The sequence below is a fragment of the Amycolatopsis sp. Poz14 genome (assembly GCF_006704225.1).
GTDB lineage: Bacteria > Actinomycetota > Actinomycetes > Mycobacteriales > Pseudonocardiaceae > Amycolatopsis > Amycolatopsis nivea.
Window position 1 is genome coordinate 3051499 of sequence record NZ_JACLHD010000001.1, and the last position, 18531, is coordinate 3070029.

General features: G+C 68.4%; 14 protein-coding genes. 5 read left to right on the forward strand and 9 right to left on the reverse strand.

Annotated elements, in window-relative coordinates:
- Positions 1-549: 549 nt before the first annotated feature.
- Positions 550-5700 (reverse strand): AAA domain-containing protein, encoded by a 5151-nt coding sequence (locus FKO37_RS14835; protein ID WP_238604689.1) that lies wholly within the window; start codon positions 5698-5700, stop codon positions 550-552.
- 223 nt (positions 5701-5923) lie between these two features.
- Between FKO37_RS14835 and FKO37_RS14840 the strand changes: the two genes are divergently transcribed.
- The 3 genes from FKO37_RS14840 to FKO37_RS14850 are packed head-to-tail and all read left to right on the forward strand — an operon-like array spanning position 5924 to position 7839.
- A complete protein-coding gene (locus FKO37_RS14840) occupies positions 5924-6265 on the forward strand; it encodes a hypothetical protein (RefSeq protein WP_238604690.1) in 342 nt (113 codons plus the stop codon).
- Complete coding sequence (locus FKO37_RS14845; protein WP_238604691.1) at positions 6157-7266, forward strand: DUF4041 domain-containing protein; 1110 nt, start codon at positions 6157-6159, stop codon at positions 7264-7266. The genes FKO37_RS14840 and FKO37_RS14845 overlap by 109 nt, the downstream gene beginning before the upstream one ends.
- Positions 7267-7269: 3 nt before the next feature.
- On the forward strand, positions 7270-7839 hold the full coding sequence (locus FKO37_RS14850; RefSeq protein ID WP_238604692.1) for a DUF2510 domain-containing protein: 570 nt from the start codon (positions 7270-7272) through the stop codon (positions 7837-7839).
- Positions 7840-7912: 73 nt separating this feature from the next.
- Here the strand turns inward: FKO37_RS14850 and FKO37_RS14855 are convergent, their stop codons facing one another.
- The 6 genes from FKO37_RS14855 to FKO37_RS14880 all read right to left on the reverse strand — a co-directional run bounded on the left by FKO37_RS14855 (position 7913) and on the right by FKO37_RS14880 (position 13895).
- The gene (locus FKO37_RS14855) at positions 7913-8398 is read right to left on the reverse strand and encodes a hypothetical protein (protein ID WP_238604693.1); all 486 of its coding nucleotides are present in this window, start codon (positions 8396-8398) and stop codon (positions 7913-7915) included.
- Positions 8395-9423: a MerR family transcriptional regulator gene (locus FKO37_RS14860; RefSeq protein ID WP_238604694.1), complete on the reverse strand. Its 1029-nt coding sequence runs from the start codon at positions 9421-9423 to the stop codon at positions 8395-8397. Before FKO37_RS14860 ends, FKO37_RS14855 begins: the two co-directional genes overlap by 4 nt.
- 240 nt (positions 9424-9663) lie before the next feature.
- Entirely contained in the window at positions 9664-11094 is a 1431-nt protein-coding gene (locus FKO37_RS14865; RefSeq protein ID WP_238604695.1) for an aminotransferase class V-fold PLP-dependent enzyme, read from the reverse strand.
- Between the two features lie 122 nt (positions 11095-11216).
- On the reverse strand, positions 11217-12056 hold the full coding sequence (locus FKO37_RS14870) for an aminoglycoside adenylyltransferase domain-containing protein (RefSeq protein WP_238604696.1): 840 nt from the start codon (positions 12054-12056) through the stop codon (positions 11217-11219).
- Between the two features lie 18 nt (positions 12057-12074).
- Positions 12075-12683, reverse strand: coding sequence for a CatB-related O-acetyltransferase (locus FKO37_RS14875; RefSeq protein ID WP_240014197.1), 609 nt, complete (start codon positions 12681-12683; stop codon positions 12075-12077).
- Positions 12684-13265: 582 nt separating this feature from the next.
- Positions 13266-13895: a DUF5701 family protein gene (locus FKO37_RS14880; RefSeq protein ID WP_238604697.1), complete on the reverse strand. Its 630-nt coding sequence runs from the start codon at positions 13893-13895 to the stop codon at positions 13266-13268.
- A gap of 95 nt (positions 13896-13990) precedes the next feature.
- Between FKO37_RS14880 and FKO37_RS14885 the strand changes: the two genes are divergently transcribed.
- Together FKO37_RS14885 and FKO37_RS14890 are read left to right on the forward strand one after the other, a co-directional pair.
- The gene (locus tag FKO37_RS14885) at positions 13991-14617 is read left to right on the forward strand and encodes a TetR/AcrR family transcriptional regulator (protein ID WP_134664851.1); all 627 of its coding nucleotides are present in this window, start codon (positions 13991-13993) and stop codon (positions 14615-14617) included.
- Between the two features lie 138 nt (positions 14618-14755).
- Positions 14756-16282, forward strand: a complete 1527-nt coding sequence (locus FKO37_RS14890) for an MFS transporter (RefSeq protein WP_134664849.1) — start codon at positions 14756-14758, stop codon at positions 16280-16282.
- 95 nt (positions 16283-16377) lie between these two features.
- On the opposite strand, the gene FKO37_RS14895 is transcribed toward FKO37_RS14890, so the two are convergent.
- On the reverse strand, positions 16378-17223 hold the full coding sequence (locus FKO37_RS14895) for an SAM-dependent methyltransferase (RefSeq protein ID WP_134664847.1): 846 nt from the start codon (positions 17221-17223) through the stop codon (positions 16378-16380).
- Positions 17224-17307: 84 nt separating this feature from the next.
- A complete protein-coding gene (locus tag FKO37_RS14900) occupies positions 17308-18453 on the reverse strand; it encodes a pyridoxal phosphate-dependent aminotransferase (RefSeq protein ID WP_238604698.1) in 1146 nt (381 codons plus the stop codon).
- Positions 18454-18531 lie beyond the last annotated feature (78 nt).

Here is an 18531-nt window from a genome sequence, read left to right on the forward strand (position 1 = left end):
CCGGTTTCACCGAACGGATCATCAACCCGCTCTGCCTGCACGAAACCTACTGACCCGGCGGGGAACCACCATCGAAGAACCGGATCTGCGGTCCTGCACCGACGGCGTCGACACAGCGGAATGGAACGTCGCCGAAGCCGATGCCTCCGGCGAACTGATCTCCACCGGCACGGACACACAAAGTTCTGGACTTCGTTGCTGAGCGGGAAACTGCTGCCACTCGCACTGATGACGGAAAAAGACCGTCCTGGATGACGGCGGTAAGGGATACGGCCTTGGCGTCCAACGATACGAACTGACCCCGAACTTCCCAACATGGGGCCACAGCGGCAGCGTGGCCAGCGGCCACGACTTCCGCAACGCGGTGACAGGGGACGGAAAACGCTCGGTCACCGTGTTCATCGACACGGCAGGCTATTCGAAGGCCCAGTCAGACCGGATAGACGCGATCGTGGGCGCACTGGTCCGCGACCTCCGCTAAAACCTCCGGGCGGTTGCGGCGTCCCCCAGCGCGGCAACCGCCCGGACCCCACGGGCAGCGTGTCGTGCTTACTCGCCTTCCGCGATCCTGCGGGCGAGTGGAGCGATCGAGTCGAAGAGCTCCTGCACCCGCTTCGTAAGGGTCTTCAACCCCAACTCGGCCAGGACTGCCCGGTAGAGAATCCGCTCGTCCCATCCTTCGCTTTCCGCTACCGCGGCGAGAAGAGAAGCGAGTTCGCGAGGAGGAACGTCGGAGAGCTGACGCGGCCCCAGCTCGCGGATCCGCACCCGCGGCTGGTCTGGCAGATGGTACGTCCGTTCCTTGATCCGGCCCTGTTCTGTCGGGTTGTCGACGAGCAGGTCGCCGCGGCGCACCGCTTGGGTCAGCACCGCATCGAGCTCGTTCGCGATCAGCCGGCCGACCCGGCTGCCCTTGGCAGCCTCCACGTAGGCCCGGTGGACTCGTTGTCCCAGTACCGGTCCTTCAGCCTGAACGATCGCGAGCACGCCCTCGGTCATTTGCTTCCGGGAGGCCTCGGAAGTCGGAATGAGCGCACCGGCGAAGGTCGTATAGGAAGACAAGGCGCCGGCCGTCGAGGCAACCTCCGGCTCGCTGGGCTCAGGTTCCAGCACCAGTTCGCCGGTTGCCGGACGGAACTCCTCTTCGACAGCGACGACGGCGGCGACAGCGGCCGTCTCCTGAGGCGAAGACGCGGGTTCCAGCGCAGGAGCCTCCGGCATCGGTGCCGGAGCTGTCCGCACCGGAGACCAGCCTGCCGGATAGATCTCCTCCTCGTTCAGGATCTCCCACAGCTGCGCGAGGGCCTCGTCCGGATCGACGTCGAACGAGGAGCCGCTGATCCGGAAGAACCGCCAGCCGCATCGTTCAAGGTCGCGCTGCCGGGCGAGATCGCGCTCGTAGACGTCCGGTCCGTGCCAGCGGTCGCCGTCGCATTCCACGGCAAGCCTGGCCCGGCCGCCGACTACCACGAGGTCGATCCGGTAACCAAGCGCTTCGAATTGCGGTTCGACGGTGTAGCCGCGTGCGACGACGCGGTTGTACACCCGTTGCTCGAAAAGGGAATCGAACGGTTCGACGCGCTCGTTGTCCGGTACCGCCGACGAGCGTCCGGTCGCGCCCGCGGGCCGGTCGCGCAGGCCATAGCAGTAATCGAGCAGCTGGTACCGCATGCACTCGCTGTTGGGCAATTCGTCTTGCCGGACCGAGTGGAACACCCACACCTGGTCTTTGGCCCGGGAGACCGCGACGTTGAACCGCTGCACGTACTGGTCCTGGGTCAGCGCGATCATGCGCCGCTCCGGGTCGGGCGCGGCGACCATGGACAGGAAAATGACGTCGCGCTCCGAACCCTGGAAGTCGGCGGCGTCGCCGCACCGGAGGTCGCGGCTCTGCCAGTCCTCCCGGGAGAGCCGGGCGAGCAACTCGTCTTCGATGCGTTTCGCCTGGGCCTTGCCGAGGAGGGACACGACGCCGAAGGTCTTCCCGTCGTAGGCAGGGTCCGAAAGGCATTTCTCGATCTGCTCGACGATCGCGTCGGCTTCGACGGGATTGATCTTGTTGGTGGCGCCCCGCTCGTAGCCGTCCTCGAGGTAGACGGCTTTGACCGGATCGAGCCGGTCCGCGCCGTACTGCCGGACCGGCAGCAGCCTGATGCCGTCCGGTTCGTAGGCGATCCGGTTGGAGAAACCGATGATCTCCGGGACGCAGCGGCGGTGTTCTACCAGGGTGATCGGCCGGCCGTAGCGCATCTTGGCCTCGTCGAACAAACTGCGCTTCGGGTCGTGCCACGAGTCGCGATAGCGGTCGTCGGCAAGGTACTGCCGGGCCAGGTCCCGCAGTTCCTGCTGGTCGGTGCCGACCGCGGACGGGGAGACCTGCTTGTCGTCGCCGATGACCACGATCTTGCGCGCCAGGTACTGGAGGAAGACCGCTTCGGTTCCGGCTTGTGATGCCTCGTCGATCACCACGACGTCGAACATGTCGGGACGGACCCGCAACTGCTCGGCGATCCGGTAGATCGGCATGATCCACACCGGAACCGACGGCCGGCACCGGTCCATCGCCTTGCGGATCTCGGCGCGCCGCTGGTTGCGGTAGATGCCGGTGTTCTTGCCCGCGCGCTGCACCAGTTGTGCGTACTGGGTGAGGTCTGCGCGAGCGGTCCCGGTGAGCCGGCTCGGGGACGCCGCGTGATCCCAAGCCCGGCGCGCGGCGACGGCCTCGGCTTCCTTGCGGATATCCGCTTCGATCCGGGAAATCCGGCGCTGGACGTCGTTGACGTCGATCGCCTCCTGATCGACCACCCACGCCCGGGTCGCCGCCCAGCTCCACGCTTCCTGAAACCGGTCGATCCGCTCCTGCCAGAACGCAGCTCCAGGGTCAGCCTCGACCGCCTCGCGGAAGCCCGGCGCCGCAGTGCCGAGCACGGAGCTGACGTGGTCTCGTCGAGAGATGCGCTGCCGGACCTCCCACAGCCGTTCGAGCCGCTGGCGTGCGCTCGCGTAGAGCTCGTGATCGCGGGTCTTCGCGCCGGACATCAGATTCGCGACACACGGTGCCGCGTCTGTCCATTGCGCAGTCTCGCGAAGGACGGCTTCGAGGTCGCTGAGCGGCTGCGTCGCCGTGACTCGCGCTTCCTCGGCGCCGCATGCGTCCGCCAAGTTGGCATACCTGCGGACGTCGCTGAGATCTTGCCAGTTCGGCACTGGAACCTGGAGCCAGCGCAGCTGGTTTTCTTCCTGGACCAACAGGTCCGCCAGCGTCAGCACATGTTGCAGTTGCGCGAGCTCGGTCGTGTGCCATTGGAGCCGTTCCTGCAGCGTGTCCTCGGGCGGGATCTCCACGTCCTCCGGCCAAGCCCGGTCGAGCGCGGCCAGCACCCGCATTCCCTCGGCCCACGCCAGGAATGTCTGGAGCTGCGCGGAGGAGGTCGGAGGGACGCCGTCGACCCGGACCCTCTCGAACAACGGCTGCGCCTGCTTCAGCACTTTGCCCGCGAACGCGCCGATCTTCGGGGTTCCGTCGGCCTGCGTCTTGATCACGCCGCCGTCGCCGAGATAGCGGGCGACCTCGCCGGCGAGCGTGGCCAAGGTTCCGAGATCGCCCTCGCGGACCACGACTTCCGTCAGCGCGCCAAGGTGGGCGACCGGACGGGCGCACGCTTCGACGAGACCGGCGATCGTGCCGGCACGGGCCCGCCACTGATCGGCTCGTCCGGACCGGACGTCGCGCAGCGCGGCGTCGAGCCACTGTTCCCGGCGGCTCACGAGCTGATCGGTCTCGTCGGCGATGTGCTGCAAGCGCTGCCGCAACTCTGCCCGTTGCTGCGGCGCGAGGCGGAGCACGGCCCCGAAAGCCGGGTGCTGCTTGAGCGGCGCGTATCGCGAGTCTGCCTCGAACGCGGCACATTCCCTGGCGGCGAGGTTCGCGAAGGCCGCTGCGTCGCTCACCGAGTCAAGGGCGAGCAAACGCAGCCGGGACTCCGCCTCGTCGGCGAGGAGCTGGTCGTCAAGCAGGTCTCGGTGCCAGCTTCGCACCTCCGCGGCGGACAGCGGTACCGGTGCGTCGGGAGCGATAGTGTCCAACATGGACAGCCAGCTGAGCTCTTCCTCCGCGGCCAACTGCTGCGCAATGCGCGACAGCGTGCCGCGATAGCCCTGATGGGTTCGTTCCCGGACTTCGGCTTCCCGCGCCTCGATCAGGCGGCTGTGCAGGGCCGAGCGCTCCCGGCTCAACCGGTCGACCGCGTCGAGGTTGCGCTGGACGGCCCGGGCGTTCTCCGCTCCGTCGTGGTCTCCGGCCGCGGCGGCGATCTCCTGCACCGCGATCTTGAGATCGGCCATGTCCTCGCGCGAGGTGCCGACGACGGCGACCGCGAGCGGTTTGATCTGCTCCGGGAGCTTGTCCCGCACCTCGCGAAGCGCGCGGTCGGTCTGGGCGGTCACCAGAACCCGCTTGCCCTGGGCGAGCAGATGGGAGATCAGCGCGGCCGCGGTGTGGGTCTTGCCGGTGCCGGGCGGGCCTTGAACGAGCACCTGCGAGCTGGAGTCAACGCGCCGGATGACCTCGAGCTGTTTCTCGTTGACCGGCATGGGGAGGAACGGCTCGTCGTCGACGGCGAGAATCGCGCCTGCGTCGCCGGCCTGCTCCGCGACTGGGACGTAGTCGGGATCGAGCAGCGGCACCAGCCCGGCCGGGACCTCGCCGGTTTCCTCGATCTGGCGCAGGATCGCGTCGAAAATCTCGATCAGACCGTGAAAGGTGCGCTTCCGGAGGATCACGGCGGGGGCGAACGTCGCGACCGCGTTGCGGGCCGGCACCGCGGCTTCGTCCTCGTCGCGGTATTCACCGTCCGGGTCGATGCTGTGCACGATGCGCTGGACGAATTCTCGCGCCGCCGCGCGGTCCAGTGCGGACCCGTCGTGGGCTTTGACATCCTCCCGGACCTCGGTGACCTTGTCCGGTGTCGTGATCAGGCGGAGGTCCACCATGTCGAGTTCGAGCCGGGCTGGCTCGGCCGACTCGACGGTCCGCACCTCGATGACGCCGGTGCGGTCGTCGAAGTGGATGCTGACCTCGCTGGTGAGCGCGTGCCGCCGGATCCGGGGGCTGTTGACCGGCTGCCAGCTCAGGCATCCGGTTCCGGCGAGCAGTTCCAGCTCTTCCGGGCTTTCGGTCGCCCGGACGTACATGAGGTAGAGGCGTTGGTAAAGGTCTCGTGCCGGCCGGTCGACGAGTTCCTGGTCGGCCCAGCGCTGCCAGCGGGCGAGCCAGCTCGGGAACGCCGCTTCGACGGAGGGGAAGTCGTTCAGGGACAGGTACTCCGGCGCGCGCTCGGCACCGGGTCCTTCCTGGTCGAGGGCCCAGTCTTCGGCGGGTGTTTCGACTATCCGCTTGCGCAGCGCGGGCGCCTGCTCCGGGTCGTCGAGCGGGCTGCTCAGCCAGCGGGCCAGATCGGCGTCCGGTTCGGGCGCCGGGACGACCGGGACCCGTTCGATCGCGAGCACCGGGCCGTCCGGGTCGCCCGGCTCCGCCGTCCGCACGGAGACGGCGGGATGTCGGGGTGCTTGGCTCAGCCAGACCACGTCGCCGTCGCGCTGGTAGGTGTCGGTGGTGCGGACCGGACTGGCCTTGAGGTGCTGCGCACCTCGCAGAAACTCGAAAAGCCTGCGTGCGCGATCCACCAGTGACGTATCCATTCCACCTGCCAGCCGTACCCCGTGCGCAGTGATTCCGCGCCTCTCCTCAATCGGATTCCGGACTGAAACGTGACAGACGGTTACCGAATCGTGAGCTGCGGGACGGCGCCGGCCAGGCTGCGGGCAATCCGTGCAAATGGCCAGTAACGGCCCGATGCGGGACAGCGATCGTCAGGAGGACGCCGCGGGAAGGTCTCTCGCGCGCAGGGGGAAGGCATCGGAAGTGGCTCTGTTCGGCAACCGGGAGAACCCAGAGGTGATTGCGCTGCAGCAGCAGCTGGCCGCGGCGCACGCGACGATCACCGAACTGCGCGGATGGGTCGGCCACTTGCGCGGTGCGGGGACGGCTGGCCTCGAAGCGGAATTGCGAGACCTGCGGTCGGCGGTCGAGCGGACGAAGCGCGAGGCAGCGCAATTGGCCGCGACGCGCGATCAGGTCAGCGCGGAGACCGTGAAGTGGCAATCGACTCTGGTCGAGACCCGGGAACTGGCGCTGCTCCAGGAAGCCGGAGTCTACGAGTACGCGCACCCGCCGACGACTCGGTCGAGTACAAGGACGAACTGAAACTGCTCCGGGACCGGATCAAGCTCGAAGCGCGGGCTGATGCGGTCACCTGTCAGGTCGACTGGGCGGTGAACGGCTCGGTCAAGGAAGGCCAGCGGCTCGGCCGCGACATGGCCAAGCTGATGTTGCGCGCGTACAACGCCGAAGCGGACAACGCGGTCCGCGTGGTGAAGCCGCACACCCGCGAGTCAGTGAAGAAACGGCTGACGACCACGCGGAATACGATCGGGCGGCTGGGCGTCCTCATGCGGATCGCCGTTTCGGACAGCTATCACCGGCTCCGGCTCCGCGAGATCGACCTGACCGCGGATTACCTGGCGAAGGTCGAAGCCGAGCGCGAGCAGGCGCGGGCCGAACGCGAACGGCTTCGCGAAGAAGCCAAGGTCATGAAGGAGATCGAGCGCGAACGAACCCGGCTCGCGAAGGAACGCGCGCACTACGCGGCCGCTCTGGCCAAATTGGAGGCGAAGGGCGATTCGGAGGGCCTGGCCCGGGCGCGAGAACAGATGACGGCCGTCGACGAAGCCATCGCCGGAGTCGAGGCGCGCGCGGCCAACATCCGGGTCGGGCACGTCTACGTGATTTCCAACGTCGGCGCGTTCGGCCCGGGCGTGGTCAAAATCGGCATGACCCGGCGGCTCGAACCGCTCGACCGCGTCCGCGAACTCGGCGATGCCTCAGTGCCGTTCCGGTTCGACGTCCATGCGCTGGTCTTCTCCGAGGATGCCGTCGCGCTGGAAACCGTTCTGCACCAACGGCTGAGCCACAAGCGAGTGAATCTGGTCAACCTGCGGCGGGAATTCTTCTACGCGACTCCGGCGGAAGTGAAGGAGCACTTGATCGCCGTCGGCGACGCGCACGTCCTGGAATACACCGATGTCCCAGAGGCAATCGAGTGGCGGGCATCGGATCCGGGACGGCGCGATGCGCGTGACGAATTGGTGCCGGTCGGCCCGTGGGCTTCCGCTGACGGCGATCTCAGCGACGACGGTGGTGAATGAGGCGTGACTCGCCCGCAGGTACCGTCGCGCCCGCCGGCCTGGCTGCCGGATCCTCTCGACGACGCCTTGGTCCGATATTGGGACGGCTGGCACTGGACCTTCCACACCGCTGTGCGCCAGGCAGCGGCCCAGCCCGAGGCGGCGTCGATCGCCCCGGAGCGGGCACCGGAACTGCGTCCGGACATCGCCAGAGCGGTCAGCAGAGTCAGCGGCCTGCTCGCGGGAGCCAGGAAGGAGATCGCTCTCCTCGCGGACTATCTCCGGCCGGAGGAAGAGGTTCTGGCTCTGAGCGGGGCACAGGGCGACGGGCTCGGCGTTCTGGCCTGCACGAACCAGCGGCTGCTCTTCCTCTTCGTCGGGATCGTGCGGCGCCAGCTCCTTGAAGTGAGCTGGAACGAAGCCAAAGCCGCGATTTACAACCGGTCGACGAAGAACCTCGCGGTGTATACGACGAAGCCCACCAAACGCGCGGTTCCTGCGATGTCTGTCCGCGTGGCCAACGTTTCGGATGCTGCTGCGCTGGTCGAGGCGGCTGAGGCTGCTTCGGCAGCGCCTCGGCTCGACGTCGTTTAGGGCTCGCACAGGCACTGGTGCGGCCTGCTCCCGCGTCCCGGCGAAGATTGGGCGCTGTCGAGCCTTGTCCCGCCTATCCGACCCCCGGTGCCGTAACACGTCGTTCGGTGGATCGGCGCTCGATCGCTTCCGCGACGCCGTCGATCGCCTGGCGGATCATCGCGCCATATCCGTCGTCGGCCAGTGCGTCCTGACATGCTCGCGCTGCGGCGAGCTGTTCCGCCGCTGCGGAGAATGAGCCCAGGCGGCGGAAGTTGTCGGCCAAGTTCAGGTGCAGTGACGGGTAGAAGCCCGCGATCCGGAGCCCAGCGTCGTGGGCTTGGACGTGCTCGTCGGTGACCGTCGCGGCGGCGTCCAGGGCTCTGACATCCCAGACCAGTGCCTCTGCCGGGTCAGCGAACAGATCTGCTTGGTAGTGCGCGAGAACGCAGCGGTAGAACGGATCGCCGCCCGGGCCGAGTTCGTCCCACAGTTCCTGCAGACGCGCTCGCGCGGCATCCGGCGCGCCCGCTCGGCCTTGCGTGACCGCGGCGGTGATCTCGGCCATCGTGTCCGTCATTCGGCAGTTCCTTTCACTGGCATGGCAAGGGTGGTCAGGTCGCCGTCGTCGGCGGAGCGCACGACGACTGGCAGGTGCGAGCCCGCGACGTCCAGCATCACGTCCGGGCCGACGGCGGTGCTGATCGCCGGGTGCAGCGTGCTCACGGCGAACGAGAGCGAGATCGGCGGGCCGGTGACGTCCGCGGGGATTGCTTCGGTGCCGACTGTGACGGCGGTGGTGGAGATGTCCAACTGGATCTGCGGGGTGTATTGGCGCTCCAGACATGCCACGAGCGCGTTGCGAGATATCAATGCCCGCGTAAGGACTTCTGGCAGTGACGCGAGCATCAGGCGGTAGTCGGGGAAGTCGTCGGTGAGCGTGCGGCACGTTCGTACGGCGTCGCCCTGGAAGGAGATCTCGTCGGCGTGGAGGCTCAGGTGGAGTTCGTGTTGCCGGCGCGTCCACGGCATTGCCAGCCGCAGGTCGTCGGCGTCGACGGTCGCGGTCCAGGTGGAGGGGCTTGGTTCGGCTGGGACGAGGGTGCGGGTCGAGAGGCGGTACCGGTCGGTGGCCGTGAGCACGATCGCCTCTGGGGAGACCTCGAGGTGCACGCCATTCAGCACGGGGAGGTCCTGCGTCGTCGCGGTCAGCACCTGCTCGACGGCGGCAGTGAACACCGGGCCAGTGAGCCGGACCGACGGTGCCAGGCCTGGGGTGCCCAGCGTGGCTTTTACCGCCGCGGCGGTTTTCCGGGCCTGGTGTACCTGAGATACCAACCCGGCGACGTGGTCGTCGATGATCCGCGACGCTTCTGCCGGGTCGGCGGTGAGGACCGCGCTGACTCGCTCCAGCGGCAGGCCGATCTCCCGCAACCGCCGGACAAGCAGCGCGGCCGAGACCTGGCCGGGGGAGTAGTAGCGGTAGCCGGATTCCTCGTCGACCCGGATTGGGCGCACGAGTCCGGAATCGGCGTAGAAGCGCAGCGCGCTGGCGGTGAGGCCGCAGCGACGGGCGAACGCTCCGATGGTCAGCAGGTCGGGCACCCGCCCATCATCGGGGTTCAAGCAGCTTGAAGGTCAACCGCAGCACGGTGACCACGGGATCGTGCTAGTACAGACGGGTGACTGACCCGATCGAGGAGGCGGCGCTGTCCGGTGGGCGCGGTTACTCGGTCTGGCTGCTCGGCGTCCAGCCAGCGCAGGCAGAGGGGATGCCTGGCCGGATCGGAGCAGCCCTGGGAGGGCTTCCTTCGGCCTCCTTCAGCACGGTGGCGCCGACCGCGCTCAGACCCGGTCCAGAAGCTCGCGCAGCCGCACGATGTCCTCGGTTCGCGTGCGCCAGCTGATGACGCACACCCGCAACGCCGGTCGTCCCGCGACGCGGACTGGGCTCACCCACGCGGAGCCGGTGGCGTTGACCCGGTCCGCGAGATCGCTGTGCCACTGCCAGGATTCCGCCGGATCGGCCGGTGCGTCCGCGCGCGTCACGCAGACGATCGGCAGCGGCGTGTCGTTGATGGCGAGCCAACCCGCGCCCGTGAGCTGATCCCGCAACTCCTGCCCGAGCGCCGCGTCGTGTTCGATCTGGGCGCCGTAGCCGGAAACTCCGTATGCCAGCAGACTCAGCCACAGCTTCAGTCCGATGAACCGCCGCGACCATTGATTGCTCGTCGTGTACGGGTCGGCAGTGTCGTCGACTTGGCCCGGCATATACGAGGTCGACACGGTGAACGACGAACTCAGCTCGGCTCGGTCGCGGGTGAAGAACATCCCCGCGCCCATCGGCACTGACAGCCACTTGTGCGCGTCGACGGTGATCGTGTCCGCGCGTTCGATGCCGGTCAGCACGCCGCGTAGCCGATCTGACAGGCAGACGGCTCCGCCCCATGCCGCGTCTACATGGAACCGCAGCCCGGCGTCGTGTGCCAGATCGGCGATGCGCGGCAGCGGGTCGATCATTCCGGCCCCGGTGGTCCCGGCCGTGGCGACGACGAGGAACGGCGCCTTGCCGTCCTGCCGGTCTTCGGCGAGCAAGGCTTCGAGTGCGGCGACGTCCATCCGGCCGCTTGCGTCGGACGGCACCAGTCGGCACGCGTCGCGGCCGAGACCGGCGGCGTGGGCGATTTTCAGCCAGGCCAGATGGGAATCCGCACCGGCGTAGAACACTGGCGCGGCGTCGAGGGCACGCAGGCCGCCGGTGCTGTACTCGGGAAACGCGTGGGTGAGCGCGGTCAGCACTGCGGTCGCGTTGGCCTCCGCGCCGCCGCTCGTGAAGTGGCCGCCCGCGGTGACCGGGAGGCCGAGCCGCGCGGAGAACAGGTCGATGCATCGCTGTTCCGCCTCGACCGCGAACGGTGCGTGGCTCCACGCGGCGAGCTGCGGATTCACCGCCGCGGTGATGAGATCTCCGGCGACGCCTGCCCAGGTCGCGGACGGGTTGAACAGCCCGAAATACCCCGGATGATCGGTGTGCACGGTCCAGCGATCGAGAGCGGCGAGCACCTCCGGGACGGCCTGCTCAAGGTCTTCCGGCTTCTCGAGCGGGTACTTGTCGAGCCAGGCGCGGATCTCCGCGGCGTCGGCGGTCACCGGGCTCGCCGGGTGCTCCGGCCGCGTGCGCCATCCCTCGACCAGCTGATCTACGACACCGTGCAGCAGCTTTGCCGCCGATTCCGCGTCCGTCGCCACCCCACCGCGGTCCTGCTCGCTCGTCATCAGCCCACTCCCCAGAATGTGCTAGTACGTAACAGGTTCTGTACTAGCTTGAGATGAGGCTAGGTGGCCTCGAACAGCGCCGCAAGGAAGTAAATCCGGCCATTCCTGGCCCGATTCGTGCGCTAGGCCAGGGTGAGCGCGTCGTCGATGGTGGCGTCCAGGAACGCGAGCGTGTCGCGTCGCCGGGCCAGGGGATTCCGGTAGCTGCGCCGCCCTTCCGCGCCACCGGTGCGCAGGCTCAAGCTTTCGGCGATGATACGCTGCCATCGCGGGTCGAATTTCCTTGCCGCATAACGCCCTGCGCCAGTTTTGGAGGTCAGCTCCCCGGTGGCGACGAGATGGTGCAGACGGCTCACGCCGAGCACCGCCCACACCGGGAACAGCGGGCTCATCCCGAGCGCGAGCGACAACGCACTGGTGCGCCGGTTCTTCTCCCACCACGGCCGCCAATAGCTGCTCAGGTTGTCGACAGTGAACGCGCGCAAGGCATCCTGATCCGCCCACACGTCCACATCGGACGGCTCCGGTCCGCGCAGCGCGATCCCGCGCCTGGCGAGTTCGCAGAACGTCACCGGGTTGAGACCGTCTCGTCCCGCCTCGGTGAAACGGCTTTCCTGCGCGCACGGAACGTCCGGGCAGTCGTCGGGCCCGGCGGCGAGATCGGCCCAGGTGAGTACGGAGCCGTCGAAATGCGACTTCGGGAACTGGGCGACTGTCGTGGCATGAGCCTGCGCCAGCGCTGAGATCTCAACCCGATCCGGACGTCGATCAGTGACCGCGACGAAATCGATGTCGCTGGTCGTGCTCAGCCGTCCGCGCCCGGCGCCGCGGGCGTGGAAGTCGCCGAAGCAGACCGAACCGACCAGGTAAAAACCGGTCACCAGCCCGGGCGCGGCTAAGTCCACTGTGGACAGGAACAGTGTGGTGCTTCGGCGGACTTCCTCAGGTATCTCACTCGGCACGCCTGCCACGGTACCGAGTTACGCGAGTTCGGCGGCGGCCCTCGCCAGGTCGTCGACACTGCCGGACATGACCGTGCGGACGTGCTTGGTGAGGTGGTCCAACGGCCAGTCCCACCACGCGATCGCCAGCAGTCGTTCGACGTCCTCGTCGCGATACCGGCGGCGGATCAGCTTGGCCGGGTTGCCGCCGACGATGCCGTAGTCGGGCACGTCGTCGACCACGACCGCCCCGGACGCGACGATCGCGCCGTGCCCGATGCGGACGCCGGGCATGACCATCGCCCGGTAGCCGAGCCAGACGTCGTTGCCCAGCACCGTGTCGCCGCGGCCGGGCAGGCCGGTGATGGCGTCGAAGTGCTCGGCCCAGTCGCCGCCCATGATCGGGAACGGGAACGTCGACGGCCCGTCCATCCGGTGGTTCGCGCCGTTCATGATGAACCGCACGCCCTCGCCGAGCGCGCAGTACTTGCCGATCACGAGCTTCTCCGGCCCGTAGTGGTACAGCACGTTGCGAGTCTCGAAGGCGGTCGGCTCGTCCGGGTCGTCGTAGTAGGAGAACTCGCCGACGTCAATCAGCGGCGACGTGACCAGCGGTTTCAGCAGCACGACTCGCGGCTGCTCGGGCATCGGGTGCAGGACGTTCGGGTCGGGGGAAATGGGTTCACTCCTCGCGGTGACAGGTTCAGCCGCGGGTTCAACGGCGGACGGTGGCGGGTTCGGCGGTGGGCTGGCTTAGCTGCGAGCAGCACCGGATGCAACGGCGGACGGCGGCAGGTTCGGCAGCGGGCGCTGACGGGTTCGGCGGTGGGCGGAGGGTTCGGCGGAGGACGGTGAGGGGCTCGGCAGTGGGGGCGGCGGGCGGTGGGCGGTGACAGGTTCGGCGGAGGGCTTAGCGGCGAACGGCGACGGGTTCGGCGGTGGGCTGGCTTAGCTGCGAGCAGCGGCGGATTCATCGGCGGACGGTGGCAGGTTCGGCAGCGCGCGTTGACGGGTTCGGCGGCGGACGGTGAGGGGCTCGGCGGTGGGCGGCGGGTTAGGCGTGGGCGGTGACAGGCTCGGCAGAGGTCGGCGGGTTCAGCGGCGAACAGCGGTGGGTTCGGCGGCGCACGGCGGGTTCAGCGGCGGGCGCTGACAGGCTCGGCTGAGGGTTGAGCGGCGAACAGCGGCGGGTTCAGCGGAAGGCTCGGCAACGGGCAATGGGCAACGGATTCAGCAACGCGCAGCAGCAGACCCGAAACCCAGCCACGTGTGCCGGTTGCCCCACCAGCACCAGCCGACCTTGGGGGCGTTGCGGCGTTCGCTGCCGTCGCGGCCGGTGCCGTTGCTGATCCACAGTGCTGGCGTGCGGGCGTCGAACTTGCCGTTCTCCTTGCGCAGCCGGGAGCCGATGGTCATGAAGCAATGGTTGCGCTCGAGCGCCGACGGTTGCTGCAGCACCCAGTGAATCCCCTCGGTGAGCAGCAGCGGACTGCGCCCAGCCTTGGTGATCGCGGGCAGAGCTTCCTCAGGGCTCCAATTGGCCATCTCGTCGCCGCGGTCGAGGCCGGTGACGAGGTACAGCGGTGCGTCGGGCAGGTCGATGTCGCGCGGCGCGAACTGGTCGACGTCCGGCATGTCGGTGACGACGAATCCGGCCTTTCCTTCGCGCCGGAGCAGCGGCGAGAGCGCCGACGCGGGTGCCCGGTCCGGGTGGACCGCCAGCAGCGCACCGGCCGCGGCGTGGTGCTCCGCGGCGAAAGCACGCACGTCGTCGGCGGAAAGCTGGGCGATCTCGGGCACTCCCAGCGCGATGAGGTGGTCTGCCTGGTCCGCGAGCGACGGGAGGGCAGCGATCGACAAGTGGGTCTCCTTCGGGCTATATTTACGTCGTTAGTAAAAGTATGCCGAGTCCCACTTGGGTGTCAAGGTAAAGTTACGTCGGAGGTAAGTTTTCGATGGATGTGGGCCTGCGGGAAGCCAAGAAGCAGGAGACGCGCCAGCTGATCTCCGACCACGCGACGCGGCTGTTCCTGGAGCAGGGCTTCGAGGAGACGACGATCGCCCAGGTAGCGGCGGCCGCGCGGGTCGCGAAGAAGACGGTGACCAACTATTTCGCCCGCAAGGAAGACCTGGTCCTCGACCATCAGGACGAGTTCGTCGCGACCCTGGCGGCGGCGGTGTGGGCGCGCGAACCGGGGGAGTCGGCGCTCGCGGCGCTGCGGCGGGCGTTCGAGGCGGCGGTCGCGACGAGGGACCCGGTCGTCGGGTTCGCCGGGCTGGAGTTCAGCCGGATGATCGCCGAGAGCCCGACGCTGTCCGCCTGCCTGCGCGGCCTGCACGAACAGCGGGAACGGGCGCTGGCCCAGGCACTGGCCGACGCAGTCGGCAGCCCCCGGACGGACATCACCGTCCGCACGGCAGCCGCGGTGCTGGGGGCCGTGCACCACAGCCTGTTCCAGCGGATCGAGGAGCTGACGCTGGCCGGACGGCCCGCCGACGAGGTCGCGGAGACGGTCGCGGCGGAGGCGGCGCGGGCGTTCGACCTGCTGGAACCTGCGCTGGGGGACTACGCGGTGGCCTGATCCGGGGAGCCTCCGCAGACAGTGTTCGAGCAGCCGCCTCCCCGCCGTCCGAAGAAGTTTTCCCGGTGATGTCGATCCGCGTGCACCCCGATCGTCGCTTCAGTGAGACGACTGGAAAGACACGCAGGGGAGACAGAAATGAGCGCCGGACGACGCGAGTGGCTGGGCCTGGCAGTACTGGCCTTGCCGACCGTGCTGTTGTCGCTGGACATGAGCGTGCTGCACCTCGCGGTTCCGCACCTCGCCGCGGATTTGCGGCCGTCCAGCACGCAATTGCTGTGGATCATCGATATTTACGGCTTCATGATCGCCGGATTCCTCGTCACGATGGGCACGCTCGGCGACCGGATCGGCAGGCGGAAGCTGCTGATGATCGGCGGCGGCGCATTCGGGCTCGCGTCGGTCGCGGCGGCGTTCTCGACCACTCCGGAGATGCTGATCGCGGCGCGGGCCGTGCTCGGGATCGCCGGGGCGACGCTCATGCCGTCGACGCTCGCGTTGATCAGCAACATGTTCCCGAACCCCAAACAGCGCGGCACCGCGATCGCGGTGTGGATGAGCTGTTTCATGGGCGGCATGGTGGTCGGCCCGGTCGCGGGCGGGTTCCTGCTGGAGCATTTCCGCTGGGGTTCGGTGTTCCTGATGGGCGTGCCGGTGATGGTCCTGCTGCTCGCGACCGCGCCGAAGCTGGTTCCCGAATACCGCGACAACGCCGCCGGGCGCCTCGACCTCGCCAGCGTCGCCCTGTCGCTCGCCGCGATCCTGCCGGTCATCTACGCGCTCAAGGAAATCGCCAAGAACGGCTTGTCCCTGACCGAAATCGTCGTGCTCGTCGCGGGGCTCGCGGTCGGCGTGGTGTTCGTCCGGCGGCAGCGGCGGCTCGAGCATCCGCTGCTGGACCTGCAGTTGTTCCGGGTGCGCGCGTTCAGTGCGGCGGTGGCGATCATGCTCGTCGGCGCGGTCACCATGGGCGGCGTGTTCATGCTGGTCAGCCAGTATCTGCAGATGGTCGCCGGGCTGAGCACGGTCGACGCGGGGCTGCTGCTGGTTCCGCAGGCGCTCGCGGTGGTCGCCGGGTCGATGATCGCGCCGCGGCTGGCGCGCCGGTTCCGGCCGGAATTCGTACTGGGCTTCGGAATGCTGATCGCGGCGGGCGGAATCCTGTTGTTCACGCTCGCCAATGGGGCAGGCGGGGTGGCTTTCGTGGTGCTGGGCATGTCGGTCGCCAGCTTCGGCATGGGGCCGCAGGGCGTGCTGTGCACCGAAATGGTGGTCGGCTCGGTCCCGCCGCAGCGGGCCGGCGCGGCTTCGGCGATGTCGGAGACCAGCGCGGAATTCGGGATCGCCATGGGGATCGCGGTGTTCGGCAGCGTCGCGACGGCGGTGTACCGCGACCAGATCGCGGTACCAGCCCACGTGCCCGCCGCGGCGGCTGCCCAGGCGACCGACAGCATGGCCGGTGCGATGGAGGCGTCGGCGACGCTGCCCGGTGCGACCGGCGAACAGCTGCTGGCCACGGCACGGGACGCGTTCAGCTCGGGGCTGCACACGGTCGCCGGGATCGGGGCGGCGATCGTGGTGGTGTTCGCGGTGGTGGGGATGGTCGCGCTGCGGCGTTCGCCGGCGGCTGCGAAGGCGGCGGAACCGGTGCCGGTCGCGTCGTAACCTGTTGTGCGGTAACGGGTTCCCTGTGACAAGAGGACCGGTGGTCCAGCCGAGCGTTCAGCCCGGCCGGACCACCGGCCCGCAGTCGTAAGATCTCAGGGTTTCCGCGCGACCCCGACCGCCACGATCCGCTGCGCGACCGTCGGCTCGCTCAGCAGCGGGCCGTCCGGCCACCATTCGACCACCGGCACGATTTCCGCGGGCTTGTTCGGCCCGCTCGGGATCAGCTCCATGCCGTGGAACAGTTCCTTGATCTCGGCGCGGGTGCGGGACGAGACGTCCTTCATCGACCCGTTGTGGATCGATTCGATGATGCCCTGCACCGCTTCGTCGTCCTCGGAACCGTCGTGCGGGTCGAGCAGGTGCGAGATCGCCACGTACGAACCGGACGGGAGCCGGTCGATGAACTCCTTCGTCACCTTCGCCGGGACCTCGCGGTCGCCGGTCTGGTGGTGCAGGGCGAGCAGGAACAGCACCGCGATCGGCTGGTTCCAGTCGAGGTGCTCGGTGACCGTCGGATGGTCGAGAATGCTCGGCGGGTCGAAAAAATCCGCCTGGATGTATTCGGTGAATTCGTTCTCGTCGAGCAGCGCGCGGCCGTGGCTGGCCACCACCGGGTCGTAGTCGACGTAGACGACCTTCGCGCCCGAATCCCCGCGCTGGACGATCTGGTGCACGTTTTCCGAGGTCGGCATGCCGGAACCGCAGTCGATGTACTGGCGAATCCCCGCGTGGAAGGCGAGGAACCGGCAGATCCGGGTCAGCAGGTGCCGGTTGACCCGCGCGGTTTCCGCGACGTCCGGCATCACCCGGGCGATTTCCCTGGCGACCTGGCGGTCGATCTCGTAATTGTCTTTCCCGCCCAGCAGATAGTCGTACACGCGGGCGGCGCTCGACTGGTTCGGGTTGACCCCCGGCGGTGCGTTGACAGCGTCGGTCACGACGCGTACCTCCCGCGTGTTGACACGGTGATAGATGCCACACCGAGAGTAGCGGACTTCGGGGACGCCGCGAAACCGGTGCGGCTAAGACTCCAGCAGGGCTCGTTTCAGCGCGCTGACCAGCTCTTCCAGCACGGGTTCCGGCGCGCCGAAGGTGAGCCGGACGTGCGTGTCCGGAGCGTGCAGGTCGGCGCCGCGGATCGCGGTGACTCCGTTGCGCAGCAAGGCTCGGTCGATGTCTTCCGGGGTAGCGCCGAGCCGGCCGCAATCGGCGAGCAGGAACGCGCCGCCGCCGGGGCGCACTGGTGCGGGGAGCCCGCTGGCCGCGATGCCCTCGCACACGAGGTCGCGCTTCCGCTGGTACGTCACGAGTTCGCGGTCGAGCCACTCGCGCGGTCCGGTGAGGGCGGCGGCCGCCGCGTGCTGTGCGACCGCGCCGCAGCAGACGGCTTCCCATTGCAGGCGGCGTTCCATCGCGTCGATGATTTCCGGCGGGGCCAGCACATAGCCGATCCGCCAGGTCGCCAGCGCGTAGTACTTGCTGAGGCTGGTGACGGTGATCAGGTGCGGCCACTCCCCGGCCGCTCCCTCGATCGGATGGTGTTCGTTCCGGTCATAGGCGAAGTGCCGCCACGAATCGTCGGAGATCACGACAAGGCCGTGGCGGGCGGCGAGGCCGACCACCGCGGCGATGGTTGCGGCATTGGGGAGGTAGCCGGTGGGATTGACCGGATTGCACAGGAGAATGGCGCGGCTGCGCGGGGTGACCGCGGCGGCCATGCGGTCGAGATCGAAGGTCCAGTCCTCTCGGGAGGGGACGTACGCGGGCACTGCGCCGGATTCGCGGATCGCCCCGTCGAAGAAGTACGCTGGGGTCGGCACGATCACCTCGTCGCCCGGCTCGAGGACGGTGCGCAGCACAAGGGAAAGCCCGTGCTGTGCGCCGTGTGTCACCAGCAGCCTTCGTTCGGGATCGATGCCGGGGCCGAGTTCCGCGGCGATGGCCGACCGGAGTTCGGGAAGGCCCCGGCTGTCGCGCGGGTCGGGTTTGTCCATCGCCAGCCGGACGGCCTCGCGGACGTGTTCGGGCATCGGCAGGACCGGGGCTCCCACGAGCGGGAGCATCCGGACGCCGGTGCGGCGGGCCCGGTCGCGAGCGCTCAGCGCGCCCAGCGCCGGGACATCGCGAGAGGCGGGGAGTGTCCAGGAGGTCGAACTGCTTCGCGGCATACGAGCAGCTTCGCACATTGAGATATCAGTATCAACGGTAGATATCTCTGGAGGTCTCTGAAGATGTACCCGTGCCAT

Bases quoted from the DNA above. Each gene is read 5' to 3' on its own strand.
- FKO37_RS14835 (WP_238604689.1), bottom strand. From the start codon at position 5,700: ATGGATACGTCACTGGTGGATCGCGCACGCAGGCTTTTCGAGTTTCTG.
- FKO37_RS14855 (WP_238604693.1), bottom strand. From the start codon at position 8,398: ATGACGGACACGATGGCCGAGATCACCGCCGCGGTCACGCAAGGCCGA.
- FKO37_RS14865 (WP_238604695.1), bottom strand. From the start codon at position 11,094: ATGACGAGCGAGCAGGACCGCGGTGGGGTGGCGACGGACGCGGAATCG.
- FKO37_RS14875 (WP_240014197.1), bottom strand. From the start codon at position 12,683: ATGCCCGAGCAGCCGCGAGTCGTGCTGCTGAAACCGCTGGTCACGTCG.
- FKO37_RS14885 (WP_134664851.1), top strand. From the start codon at position 13,991: ATGGATGTGGGCCTGCGGGAAGCCAAGAAGCAGGAGACGCGCCAGCTG.
- FKO37_RS14890 (WP_134664849.1), top strand. From the start codon at position 14,756: ATGAGCGCCGGACGACGCGAGTGGCTGGGCCTGGCAGTACTGGCCTTG.
- FKO37_RS14900 (WP_238604698.1), bottom strand. From the start codon at position 18,453: ATGCCGCGAAGCAGTTCGACCTCCTGGACACTCCCCGCCTCTCGCGAT.